The following is a 12,298-nucleotide window of genomic DNA, read 5'->3' as shown; positions in this document are numbered from 1 at the left end:
TATTGAAAAAGCGCCGGATTTTTATCCGGTGCTTTTTTTTTATAGCGGCAGTATTGACAAGGCAATGGTGCTTCGTTACTGTAACCACCCCGCGACACATTGTGTCGTAAGTTCTTTGAAAACTGAATAGCACGCAGACAGCGGACAAACGCAGAGTCGTTTCCAGACGATTACAATTTTTAGGAAGAGTTTGATTCTGGCTCAGAGCGAACGCTGGCGGCACGCTTTACACATGCAAGTCGAGCGAGAAAGCGACTTCGGTCGCAAGTACAGCGGCGGACGGGTGAGTACAACGTGGATAACCTGCCTTAAGGTTCGGAACAACCTTGGGAAACCAAGGCTAATGCCGGATATGACCACGATGTCTTCGGACAATGGGGTAAAAGATGGCCTTTTTGGTTGTCGCCTTTTGAGGGGTCCACGTCCTATCAGGTTGTTGGTGGGGTAAAGGCCTACCAAGCCAAAGACGGGTAGCCGGCCTTAGCGGGTGATCGGCCACACGGGGACTGAGACACGGCCCCGACTCCTACGGGAGGCAGCAGTGGGGAATATTGGGCAATGGGCGAAAGCCTGACCCAGCGATGCCGCGTGAGGGAAGAAGGCCTTCGGGTTGTAAACCTATGTCAAGAGGGAAGAAGGGTCTGTAAATTAACCTTACAGGCTTGACTGTACCTCCAGAGGAAGCCCCGGCTAACTCCGTGCCAGCAGCCGCGGTAATACGGAGGGGGCAAGCGTTGCTCGGAATTACTGGGCGTAAAGAGTTCGTAGGTGGTCTTGCAAGTTGGATGTGAAAGCCCGGGGCTTAACCCCGGAATTGCATCCAAAACTGCTTGACTTGAGTCCAAGAGAGGTTGGCGGAATTCCCGGTGTAGCGGTGAAATGCGTAGATATCGGGAGGAACACCAGTTAGCGAAGGCAGCCAACTGGCTTGGTACTGACACTGAGGAACGAAAGCGTGGGGAGCGAACCGGATTAGATACCCGGGTAGTCCACGCCCTAAACGATGGATGCTAGATGAAGGGGATTTTCTTCTTTGTCGTAGTTAACGCGTTAAGCATCCCGCCTGGGGAGTACGGTCGCAAGGCTGAAACTCAAAGAAATTGGCGGGGGTCCGCACAAGCGGTGGAGCATGTGGTTTAATTCGATGATAAGCGAAGAACCTTACCAAGGCTTGACATGCTATCTTATGCTGGTGTGAAAACATCAGTTACGTCGGGCTTGCCTGACGAATTTAGCACAGGTGCTGCATGGCTGTCGTCAGCTCGTGCCGTGAGGTGTCCGGTTAAGTCCGGTAACGAGCGCAACCCCTATCTTTAGTTGCCAGCGCTTCGGGCGGGGACTCTAAAGAGACTGTCGGCGACAAGTCGGAGGAAGGCGGGGATGACGTCAAGTCAGCATGGCCCTTACGCCTTGGGCTACACACATGCTACAATGGCCGATACAACAGGTCGCGAACCCGTGAGGGGGAGCCAATCCTATAAAGTCGGTCTCAGTTCGGATTGCAGGTTGAAACTCACCTGCATGAAGTTGGAATCGCTAGTAATCGCAGATCAGCAATGCTGCGGTGAATACGTTCCCGGACCTTGCACACACCGCCCGTCACACCACGAAAGTTGGTTCTACCCGAAGTAGCCGCGCTTAACCTTCGGGAGGCAAGTTCCTAAGGTAGGGCCAGTAATTGGGGTGAAGTCGTAACAAGGTAGCCGTAGGGGAACCTGCGGCTGGATCACCTCCTTACTCACGGAGTAAATTTTTACTCACAAAGAGTAAACAATAACAAAACAAACCCAATCGTTTGAACGAAACGGTTTTGTAGTCTGTCTGTCGGCGTGCTTTTCAGTTTTGAAAGGATTTTGGTCTTTTTGAAAACTAATAATGGGTAGTTCTAAACTTAACTTTTTAACAAATATTCCTGTTGACAATATTAATTCTCTTGAATTTCAAGAGCCTAATCACAAGATTTATCTCTCCGAAAGTGTCTATTCCGAGAATGACATCGAGAAAAGGAAAAGACTTGGGCTACGTTTATTCCATCTCATGGCTCATGGGAAGACAAACGCAAACTTTTCTCTTTTCTCAAGATACTCTTCAACTTTTTGCAGGGATATTTTTCCGCTTCAATCAGGTTCCTCTCATCATCTCCAAGCGGCGACAATCCGGTTGCTCCCGCTATGATTGTGTAAATTGGCTGTCTCACCCCGTCATTATATCGCTTTGTATATATAATCCCCCTTCGTGAGCAATTTCGTCACCATAGACGTTGAAACAGCCAACCGTAGCCGTGGAAGCATCTGCCAACTTGGCGTTGTTGAGGTTCGCGGCGGCGTTTTTGCGAATGAATGGTCAACACTTGTAAATCCCGAAGAACATTTTGAAGAGTTCAATACCGGAATTCACGGCATTGATCCCGAAGATGTGGAAGGCGCGCCAACATTTGCGGACATTTCCGCCACTCTGCGCTCCAAACTTCAAAACCAAATTGTAATCAGCCACACATTTTTTGATTTGGATGCCATCAGAGAAGCAAAAAGCAAATACCAAATCGCGCCGATTGGATTTTCAAAGTAGCTGGACAGCAGAAGTTTCGCATACAAGGCGTTTAACTTACAAAACGGCGCGGCTCTCAAAACTCTATGCAATGAACTCGGCATTTCTTTCAATCACCACGAAGCGCTTTCAGACGCAAAGGCATGCGCGCAAGTGGTTCTCAAAGCGTGTGAACGCGGCGGTTTTTCCGTTGGCGATTTTGCGTAATTTCCTTCCTTAAATAAACCTGTCTGTTTGCAAGAAATTTTTTATAGAATGACTTTTTGCAATGATTCAAAAAAGCACAACCTGTTTCCGTTCAGACGGTGAGCCGCTTACCGAATACGGTTCCCGTGGCGAAGCGCAAGAGGGCGCGGATTACGCAAGGGCGGAGTTTGGCAATGAAAATTTAGTTCCGTATTCCTGTGAAACCTGCGGTTATTTTCATATTGGTCCGAAAGACCGCGCGCCGAACAGAACTTGCCCGAACTGCACGGGTGCGGAAGGCGAAAACAAGGACGTTTACGAGGCAGAAATAGACGCGATGCGTATGGTCAAAATGAAACGGAAAAGAGGAGTGGTGTTGAGCACTTACGAGTGTCCGGTCGGCAATGGATGGCATTTGACGAAGAGGTGAAAGTCCGCATTGCCTTATTTTGACACTCCAACCGATTGTTTATACACTTTCCGCTTTGCCGGGGGCCCATAGCTCAGCCTGGTTAGAGCGCACCCCTGATAAGGGTGAGGTCGATGGTTCAAATCCATCTGGGCCCATGAAATAGATTTTGGTTTGGGGTTTAATAAATTGTGCTGAATGAGGAGAGTTTGTGTCGTGCTTGGACGGGAAGTTAAAGCAAATATGTTTGCTTTAACTTCCGAGCCTTCATACATTTCGTAAGCAAGGGGCCGTAGCTCAGCTGGGAGAGCGCATCAATGGCATTGATGAGGTCGGCGGTTCGAACCCGCTCGGCTCCACGCATACGAGATAGTGAGGGGCAGCAAGCAAAAAGTGAATATGTTCACTCAAATGACCCCTGCGGGGTCGGTTTTTAGGGGGCCGTAGCTCAGTTGGGAGAGCGCCGGCTTTGCAAGCCGGAGGTCGGCGGTTCGAACCCGCTCGGCTCCACGCATACGAGATAGTGAGGGGCAGCAAGCAAAAAGTGAATATGTTCACTCAAATGACCCCTGCGGGGTCGGTTTTTAGGGGGCCGTAGCTCAGTTGGGAGAGCGCCGGCTTTGCAAGCCGGAGGTCGGCGGTTCGAACCCGCTCGGCTCCACCACCACCCTTTTTCCGTTTTTCCATTTTGTGACAACCATTTTGTGTCCGGTCTGTTTTCCGGCCGCATCCATTTTGAACCTTCCGTAGAAGGTCGTAAAGTCCAGTTTTCGCGCGGTTTCGCGCAAGATTTTGTCGTCTGTGCTTTTGCTTTCAAGAGCGCATTTCTGAAAAACCAGACCGATGTTGAACGCCTGCGCCGCCGGATAGTCGGGACTGCGCCCGTATTCTTTCCTGAACATCTCCGCGAACTCAAGAGATGACGGACCAAAATCCGGTTCCGGCGCAAACGGGTTGTTCTCTTCCCACTGGCTTACGGAAAAAACTTCCTCGCTTTTTGCTCCAAACCTCTCAAAAAAGTTGTCCACGCCCGCGGCGACAAAACACAAAAAACCGGGTTCGCCGTCTTTTTTCAGAATTTCCTCAGCCAGCGCAAAATCGTCCTCCATTCTGCCCGCCGACAGAATGGGTGCTCCGAGCGCAATCAGTTCCCGCGCGATTTTGCCAAAATCCGCCGCGCCCGAAACATATTCAAATCTGTGAACGGCGAGTTTAAGTTTTCGTGCGCACGCTTCCGCTCCGTCCGTAACCGCTTTTGAAAAACCGCTGTCCGTTGGATTTGCCATTGCAACGGTTTTTGCTCCGCCGTCCGCAAGCATATCAACAACCGGAACAAAGTACCGGCTCGCGGGCGTTATCGCGCTCACCGTATTTTCATAATCGCTGATTTCGTCCGCCGCTCCGCCGTGATTCCACAAGGTTTTCCCTTTTTTCGATGAAGCCTTTGCGGCGGCAAGCGCGAGGCTGCTTGAATACGGTCCGAAAACCGCGCGAACAGTTTTGTCAGAGCAAAAATTTTCCGTTATGGCGGATGCCTTCGGTTCGGAACTTTCATCGTCTTCAATGACAAGTTCCACTTGCTCGCCGGTTGATTCCGCGTAGCGCACCCAAAGCGCCGCGCCGTCACGCGCTTTTTTCCCGAGCGGCGCGAACCGCCCCGTCAAACTCAAAATTATGACGATTTTGAGAGCCACTTTAAGAGTACCGTTTTAAGAAGAAAGGAGGGAAAGGGCTTTTTCCACTCTGTTCATTCCCTCCTCAATGTTTTCCATTGAGGTTGCGTAGGAAATTCTGATGTGGTTTTCCATTCCGAACTCTATGCCGGGAACAACCGCCACTTTCGCCTGACTCAGCAGAAAATCAGTAAAGTCCAGACTGTTTTCCATTTCCCTGTCGCCGAATTTCATGCCGATGAATTTTTCAATGGAGGGGAAAATATAGAACGCTCCCTGAGGGTCAAGGCACTCAAATCCGATTTCCCGCACTCTTGAGACGATGAAGTCTTTTCTGCGCTCAAATTCTTCGCCGCGCCGCTCCACAACTTCCTGTTCGCCCGAAAGCGCTTCAACCGCCGCCATTTGCGCCATTGACGGAGGGTTTGACGTGCACTGACCCTGTATTCGCGACATTGCCGCGATAACGTCTCTGCCGCCCGCCGCGTATCCGATTCGCCACCCCGTCATGGAATAGGTTTTGGACACGCCGTTTACCAGAATGGAGTTTTCTCTGGCTTCCTCTCCCAGAGACGCAACCGGCGTGTGGGTTGTTCCGCCGTAAAGGATCTTGTCGTAAATTTCGTCCGAAATGATGAAAATTTCGTCTTCCACCGCTGCGTCCACAAGCGCCTTAATCTCATTTTCGTCATAAGTGGAGCCCGTGGGGTTTGACGGATAGTTCAAAATCAGCGCGCGGGTTTTGCGCGAGATTTTCTTTTTCAGCACGGCGGGCGTGAGTTTGAAGCCGTCTTTGAGGGTTGTCTCCGCGATAACGGCTTTTGACCCCGCGAGCGCGATTTGCGCCGGATATGAAACCCAGTATGGAGATGGAACAATCACCTCGTCTCCGGAGTTGAGAACCGCCTGCGCTATGTTGTAAAGCGTGTGTTTCGCGCCGCACGAAACCATAACTTCGTCCTGCGCGTATTCAATTCCATAATCTTCTTTGATTCTTGCGGTTATTGCGTTTTTGAGTTCCGGTATTCCGCCGACCGGAGTGTATTTTGTAAACCCGTTCCGTATGGACTCAATGCCCGCTTCCTTTATGTCCGATGGCGTGTCAAAGTCCGGCTCTCCCGCGCCGAACCCGATAACGTCCACCCCTTCGGCTCTGAGTTCTTTAACTTTTGCCGTAATTGCCAGAGTCGCGGACTGTTTGATCTCCGCCGCTCTTTTGGAAATTTCTATGCTCATTTTCTCACCTCGTTTCTCTAAAAGTATCTATTCCCCAAGCAGTTTTTCGCGTAATCGTTTTTCCACAAAATCCGGAACCAGCCCCGCCGCCGAGCCGCCAAGAGTTACAATCTCTTTTATCAGCGATGAACTGATGTGGGAATGTTTCGCGTCCGTAACCATGAAAACAGTTTCAATTTCCGGGTTTAGCGCTTTGTTCGCGGTTGCCATTCGGAGTTCGTATTCAAAGTCCGAAACGCTTCTCATTCCCCGCAGAATTGTTTTCACTCCCTTTTGCGTGGCGTAGTACATGAGCAAACCGTCAAAACTTTCCACTTTGACGTTCTTTTCGCCCTTGACCGCTTCAGCAACCATCTCCACTCTCTGTTTTGCGGAAAAAGCCGCGCTTTTTGAAATTGTTTCCGCCACCGCGACCGTAAGTTCGTCAAAAACCTCCGCTCCGCGCTCAATAATGTTTATGTGTCCCAGAGTGAGAGGGTCAAAAGATCCCGGATATATCGCCGTTCTTTTCATTTTATTTTTCCGTCTACGAGCTTGTGGGAGAAAGTATGCTGACGGTTGTTCCGCCATACTTTTTCGTCAGGCGGTTTTCCGCGCCGTTTTCACTCTCCGCCACGGCTCCGGTCTCATACTCTATTACAATTCTGCCGTTTTCCGATAGCAAGGGAGAAAAACAATCGGTTAAATTCCTGTTCGAAACCTTTTGGAAAAGCGCATAAGGCGGCGCGATGAATATAAGGTCGAACCTTTTTCCCACCGAAAGCAGCCGTTCAGCCGCCTTGCGGTAGTCCGAGCGAATCAGTTCGCATTGACTTTCAAATCCGCACTGCTTGATGTTTTCGGCAATGATGTCCGCAACGTTGGAGCTTTTTTCAACAAACACGGCGGAGTCCGCGCCTCTGCTGAGCGCTTCCAATCCCAGCGCGCCGGAGCCCGCGAAAACGTCCAGCACTTTTTCGCCCGCGATGTCGCCAAGCCGGTCAAACACCGATTTTTTGACGCGTGCCGCCATCGGGCGTACGCCTTTTTGCGCGGTCTTAATCTTTCTGCCCTTCGCCGAGCCGGTGATTACTCTCATAGCGGCACAAATGATACCGAAACGGCGGCAAAGTTTGAAGAGGGAGGGGTAATTGATTAAGCGCGGCATTTGTAATATACTTCGGGGCGATTCGAAACCTTTTCCGGTTTTTAAACAATGGCAGAAGACAGTTCGCGTTTCCTTCCCAGAAGCATCGAAGATGAGATGAAGGAGTCCTATCTTTCATACTCAATGAGTGTGATTGTGGGCAGGGCTCTTCCCGACGCCAGAGACGGAATGAAACCCGTTCACCGTCGCATTCTTTACGGAATGCACGAAGCCGGAAACGCCTGGAACAGACCTTATAAAAAGTCCGCCCGAATTGTCGGTGAGGTGATGGGTAAGTTTCATCCGCACGGAGATTCGGCGATTTACGACACGCTTGTACGAATGGCGCAGGATTTCTCAATGCGCTACCCCCTTGTTGACGGTCAGGGCAATTTCGGTTCAATGGACGGCGATCCGCCCGCGGCGATGCGCTACACCGAAGTCCGGCTGGACAAGATAGCGGGTGAACTGCTGGACAATCTTGATAAAAACACCGTTGATTTCATTCCAAACTATGACGGCGGAGAGCATGAGCCGGTTGTTCTTCCGGCGCGTCTGCCCAACCTTCTGCTGAACGGCTCGGCGGGCATAGCGGTTGGAATGTCAACAAACATCCCGCCTCACAACCTTGGAGAGCTTGTTGACGCGATTATTGCCCAGATTAAAAATCCCGACATAACGATTGCGCAACTTATGAAGCATGTTTCCGGTCCCGATTTCCCGACCGGCGGGTTTATTCACGGCAGCGCGCCCATCAAACAGATATACGAAACCGGAAGAGGAATAATCAAAATTAGGGCGAAAGCCATCATAGAGAAGCAGAAAAAAGGCGACAAAAACCTTGTTGTAATCAGTGAAATTCCGTATCAAGTCAACAAGGTCAAACTCATAGAGCGCATTGCGGAGCTTGTCAAAGATGAAAAAATCAAGGGCATAAGCGATATTCGCGACGAGTCCGACAGGGACGGAATCCGCCTTGTCGTGGAGCTCAAAAGAGGCGAAAACGCCGAAGTTGTTCTCAACCAGCTTTACAAAAACACGCAGATGGACACATCTTTCGGCGTGATTATGCTCGCGCTGGTAGGCAATCAGCCCGAAGTATTGAATCTGAAACAGGCGCTTTCGCAGTTCATAGACCACCGCAAAGAGGTGGTTATACGAAGAACCCTGTTTGATCTTGAAAAAGCCGAAGCGCGACTGCACATCCTTGAGGGATTGAAAATCGCGCTGGACAATATTGACGCGGTCATCAAACTCATACGCGGTTCCAAAAGCCCCAACGAAGCCAAAGACGGGCTTATGGCGAAGCTTTCGCTGTCTGACATTCAGTCGCAGGCGATTTTGGACATGAGGTTGCAGAGGCTTACCGCGCTTGAAAGAGACAAAATCTTTGAGGAACGTGAAGAGCTTTTAAAAACGGTTGCCGAACTCAAAAAAATCCTTGCCAGCGAGGAACTGATTTTCAAAATCGTCAGTGATGAACTGGTTGAACTGAAGAAAAAATACGCCGATAAAAGAAGAACGGAAATTCTTGAAAATGTTGAAGAGATTTCAATTGAAGATCTTATCTCGGACGAAGATATGGTCGTAACAATTTCGCATGAGGGTTACATCAAAACCACGCCTTTGAGCATTTATCGCAGTCAGCGGCGCGGCGGCAAGGGCAAAAAGGGAATGACCACCCGCGAGAGCGATTTCGTTGAAGACCTTTTTACGGCTTCAAGGCACAACTATGTTCTGTTTTTCACCAATCACGGCAGATGTCACTGGCTAAAAGTTTATGGGATTCCCGAAGCGGGGCGAACCGCGCGGGGCAGGGCGATGGTGAATCTGCTCAACCTTAGTGAGGGTGAACAAGTTGCCGCGGTGCTTCCCGTGAGAAAGTTTGAGGAAGACAAGTTTATTCTCATGGCGACCCGGCGCGGCATTGTGAAGAAAACAAGTTTGATGGCGTATTCGCGTCCGCGTTCCGGTGGAATAATCGCGCTGAACATCAAAGACGGAGACGAGCTTGTCGCGGCGCGCATAACAAACGGCAAAAGCGAGATTTTTCTCTCTTCCCACGACGGCAAAGTGATTCGTTTTGAAGAGGCGAAAGTCAGACCGATGGGAAGAACGGCGGCGGGAGTAAAGGGCTTAAACCTTGACACGAAAGACCGTCTTGTCAGTCTTGAGGCGGTTGAAGACCCCGAAGCGCAAATCCTTACGGTTACGGAGAAAGGTTTCGGCAAAAGAACCCGCGTCTCAAGCTACAGGCAGACAAATCGGGGCGGCAAGGGCGTGAAAACCGTTGATATAACCGAGAAAAACGGCAAAGTGGTCGGCACTTTTCAAGTAACGGACGCCACTCAACTTATCCTCATTACCACCCCCGCCGGCAAGGTCATCAGGGTGAATGTGAGCGAAATCAGAAGCACCGGACGCGTCGCGCAGGGCGTGCGGGTGGTGCGTCTTGAATCCGGTGAAACCATAGCGGCGGCGGCAAGGGTTGTTGAAAGAGATGATTCAGATGAGGGGGCGGAAGAATCCGAACCCGAACAGCAGGTGAATGGTTCAGCGCCTCCCGAAGACAAAGAGCCCGAAGAAAACTAGCGGAATGTCCCGCGAGATAGAAAACGTTTTCATAGACCTTCCGGGCAACAACTGTTTTGTCTGCCATCCGCAAAACAAGTTCGGGTTGCGGCTCAAGTTCTACGCTGATGACCACACCGGTGAAGTGTTCACGACTCTGACTCCCGAAAGGCATTTCAACGGTTTTCCGGGGATTGTTCACGGCGGAATTCAGTGCGCCGTTATTGACGAACTTGCCTTTTGGACTATGTTTGACAAGGTTGGTAAAATCGGCGTTACAACGCGCATTGACCTGCGCTATCTCGCGCCGGTCGGTTTTGACGAGCCGATGGAGGCGCGCGCTAAGGTTATTGAGCGGGAGGGCAGGAATGTGAAAGTTTCCGCTTCAATCAGGGGCGCCGGCGGCAGGGATTCGGCAAAGGCGGTTGTTACCTACGCTCTTCCCGACAGAAAAACCCTGAATGCTATTCTCGGAGAGGATACGCTTAAAGGAAAGTTTGAGAGGTATATAAACGAATGAAACTCTACACGCATCCGCTTTCAGGAAACGCATACAAATCCGAACTGCTACTTTCGCATCTCGGCGCGGATTTTGAGAAAATCACGATTGACATATTCAAAGGCGAACATCAGACCGATGAGTTCAAAAAACTCAATCCCAACTGCAAGATTCCCGTGCTTGTGGACGGTGATTTTGTGATGTGGGAGTCAAACGCGCTTTTGTTCTACATTGGGCGAAAATTTGCTCCGAACCCCTATTTTCCCGAAGATCCCGAACAATTCGGCAGTGTCGCGCAGTGGGTTGTTTTCGGGAAAACAACTCTGGATACTCCACTAGCACTCGCGCGATTCTGGACGAAATACCTGCCGTCCGACAAGGTTGACGCCGTTGCTTTGGAGCAAAAACGCGCCGAAGGGCTCGCGGCGCTTGAAGTTTTTAACGGTTGCCTCGCCGGGCGTGAATTTCTCGCGGACTCATACACAATAGCCGACATTGCCTGTTATCCGTATGTCGCGCTCGCGCATGAGGGCGAGATTGATATCTCGAAATATCCCGAAGTCGTCAAGTGGGTAAAAAGGATTGAGTCTCAACCGGGTTTTGTCTCAATGGGCTGAATGGAGCGGGAGACGGGATTCGAACCCGCGACCTTTTCCTTGGCAAGGAAACGCTCTAGCCAACTGAGCTACTCCCGCGAAAGAAGTAATGAGGATATTACTCACACTTTTCATTGTCAACAGGGAAAATTGAGCGGGAGACGGGATTCGAACCCGCGACCCTTTGCTTGGGAAGCAAATGCTCCGGCCAACTGAGCTACTCCCGCGGTTTTTATTTACTTTTCACTGCAAAAGTGGAAAATATCACCAGCCCGCGGCGCTGTCAATCATCGCCCGGAGTTCTTCATGAGAGCGTAAAATGTCAGTAAAAAACAGGAATTTTGTTAAGAACGCCAAGACCGCCGTTATTAAAATCGGCAGCAGCGTTTTGCTTTCCGGTTCGTCTCTTGACGAAACCGTTTTCGGGCGGATAGCCAAGCAGGTTGCTTTATTGCGCGAAGCGGGGATAAGGGTTGTAATAGTGTCTTCGGGCGCAATCGCGGCTGGGATGAAACAACTGGGGCTCAGCGCGCGCCCCGACACGATACGTAAGAAGCAGGCGGTTGCCGCGTGCGGACAAAGCCATCTTATCCGCAACTACGAAACGGCTTTTCTCAAAAACGGTTTTTCCGTGGCACAGGTGTTGCTCACTCAGGACGGACTTTCTGACAGACGCTGTTTTTTGAACGCGCGCGGCGCTTTCAATGAGTTGCTGGAAATGGGGGTTGTTCCCGTCGTCAATGAAAACGACACTGTCGCGGTTGAGGAGATAATGTTTGGCGACAACGACAATCTTGCGGCGATTGTCGCCGCTTTTGTTGAGGCGGATTTGCTACTTATGATGACCAACACGGACGGTGTTTATGACTCCAATCCCGAAAACAATTCCAACGCCCGGCTTCTGCCCGTTATAGAAGACATAGACGCGGCGATTAAAAAAAGCGCGGGCGGCACTTCGGGAGCGACAACAACCGGCGGCATGAAAACAAAGTTGCAGGCGGCGGCGAAAGCTTCCGCGTTCGGGATTCCAGCCATCATAGCGGACGGCAGGGATTTTGAAAACATAGGGAAGGTTTTCAGAAGTGATGAAGTGGGAACGCTTGTTGTTCCAACCGGCGAAAAACTCGCCGCGCGCAAACACTGGATCGCGCACACGCTCAAACCCAAAGGGGAGATAACCCTTGATGAAGGCGCGTCAAAAGCGGTGGGCGGGGACGGCAAAAGTTTACTGCCTTCGGGAATTACAAAAGTCAGCGGAGAGTTTGGCAGGGGCGACCCCGTTTTGTGCCTTGACCCGCAGGGCGCCGAGGTCGCGCGCGGACTGGTCTCGTATTCATCTGACGAGGTTGAAAGAATTCGCGGCGCGAAAGCGGCGGAGATTGAGACGATACTCGGTTACAAATACGGCAACGAAATCATGCACCGCGACAACCTTGTCGTATCAGTGAAATAAGG

9 protein-coding genes, 6 tRNA genes, 1 rRNA gene and 1 pseudogene are annotated in these 12,298 nt (G+C 50.8%); 11 read left to right on the top strand and 6 right to left on the bottom strand.

What is annotated here, in order from left to right; all coding sequences use genetic code 11:
- The first annotated feature begins 183 nt into the window (after positions 1–183).
- From GKS04_04790 to GKS04_04760, 7 genes are all read left to right on the top strand, one after another.
- Positions 184–1,739: ribosomal RNA gene (locus tag GKS04_04790) — 16S ribosomal RNA — on the top strand.
- A gap of 496 nt (positions 1,740–2,235) precedes the next feature.
- On the top strand, positions 2,236–2,568 hold the full coding sequence (locus GKS04_04785; protein ID QMU56450.1) for a hypothetical protein: 333 nt from the start codon (positions 2,236–2,238) through the stop codon (positions 2,566–2,568).
- A gap of 247 nt (positions 2,569–2,815) precedes the next feature.
- Positions 2,816–3,163, top strand: a complete 348-nt coding sequence (locus tag GKS04_04780) for a hypothetical protein (protein ID QMU56449.1) — start codon at positions 2,816–2,818, stop codon at positions 3,161–3,163.
- A 62-nt stretch (positions 3,164–3,225) separates the two neighbouring features.
- Positions 3,226–3,300, top strand: a tRNA-Ile gene (locus GKS04_04775).
- Positions 3,301–3,428: 128 nt separating this feature from the next.
- Positions 3,429–3,501: transfer RNA gene (locus GKS04_04770), tRNA-Ala, on the top strand.
- A gap of 78 nt (positions 3,502–3,579) precedes the next feature.
- A tRNA-Ala gene (locus tag GKS04_04765) sits at positions 3,580–3,652 on the top strand.
- 78 nt (positions 3,653–3,730) lie between these two features.
- Positions 3,731–3,806, top strand: a tRNA-Ala gene (locus GKS04_04760).
- A gap of 7 nt (positions 3,807–3,813) precedes the next feature.
- On the opposite strand, the pseudogene GKS04_04755 reads toward GKS04_04760, so the two are convergent.
- The 4 genes and pseudogenes from GKS04_04755 to rsmD form a co-directional block, all read right to left on the bottom strand.
- Positions 3,814–4,836: pseudogene (locus GKS04_04755) on the bottom strand (ABC transporter substrate-binding protein).
- A gap of 15 nt (positions 4,837–4,851) precedes the next feature.
- Positions 4,852–6,045, bottom strand: a complete 1,194-nt coding sequence (locus tag GKS04_04750; protein QMU56703.1) for an aminotransferase class I/II-fold pyridoxal phosphate-dependent enzyme — start codon at positions 6,043–6,045, stop codon at positions 4,852–4,854.
- A 33-nt stretch (positions 6,046–6,078) separates the two neighbouring features.
- On the bottom strand, positions 6,079–6,564 hold the full coding sequence (gene coaD / locus GKS04_04745; protein ID QMU56448.1) for a pantetheine-phosphate adenylyltransferase: 486 nt from the start codon (positions 6,562–6,564) through the stop codon (positions 6,079–6,081).
- A gap of 13 nt (positions 6,565–6,577) precedes the next feature.
- The gene (rsmD, locus tag GKS04_04740) at positions 6,578–7,198 is read right to left on the bottom strand and encodes a 16S rRNA (guanine(966)-N(2))-methyltransferase RsmD (protein ID QMU56447.1); all 621 of its coding nucleotides are present in this window, start codon (positions 7,196–7,198) and stop codon (positions 6,578–6,580) included.
- A 48-nt stretch (positions 7,199–7,246) separates the two neighbouring features.
- Between rsmD and gyrA the strand changes: the two genes are divergently transcribed.
- Genes gyrA through GKS04_04725 form a run of 3 tightly spaced genes read left to right on the top strand, consistent with a single transcriptional unit; the run spans position 7,247 to position 10,864 of the window.
- Positions 7,247–9,769, top strand: a complete 2,523-nt coding sequence (gene gyrA / locus GKS04_04735) for a DNA gyrase subunit A (protein QMU56446.1) — start codon at positions 7,247–7,249, stop codon at positions 9,767–9,769.
- Complete coding sequence (locus GKS04_04730; protein ID QMU56445.1) at positions 9,726–10,268, top strand: PaaI family thioesterase; 543 nt, start codon at positions 9,726–9,728, stop codon at positions 10,266–10,268. Before gyrA ends, GKS04_04730 begins: the two co-directional genes overlap by 44 nt.
- Positions 10,265–10,864: a glutathione S-transferase gene (locus GKS04_04725; GenBank protein QMU56444.1), complete on the top strand. Its 600-nt coding sequence runs from the start codon at positions 10,265–10,267 to the stop codon at positions 10,862–10,864. The genes GKS04_04730 and GKS04_04725 overlap by 4 nt, the downstream gene beginning before the upstream one ends.
- Position 10,865: 1 nt before the next feature.
- On the opposite strand, the gene GKS04_04720 is transcribed toward GKS04_04725, so the two are convergent.
- Positions 10,866–10,942 (bottom strand) — tRNA-Gly (locus tag GKS04_04720).
- A gap of 54 nt (positions 10,943–10,996) precedes the next feature.
- Positions 10,997–11,070: transfer RNA gene (locus tag GKS04_04715), tRNA-Gly, on the bottom strand.
- Positions 11,071–11,162: 92 nt separating this feature from the next.
- Between GKS04_04715 and proB the strand changes: the two genes are divergently transcribed.
- Positions 11,163–12,296, top strand: a complete 1,134-nt coding sequence (gene proB / locus GKS04_04710; protein ID QMU56443.1) for a glutamate 5-kinase — start codon at positions 11,163–11,165, stop codon at positions 12,294–12,296.
- Positions 12,297–12,298 lie beyond the last annotated feature (2 nt).

Origin of the sequence: Candidatus Mycalebacterium zealandia, assembly GCA_014075295.1 — a bacterium.
Classification (GTDB): Bacteria; Desulfobacterota_D; UBA1144; order Nemesobacterales; family Mycalebacteriaceae; genus Mycalebacterium; species Mycalebacterium zealandia.
This window is presented reverse-complemented; position numbering and strand designations above follow the sequence as displayed.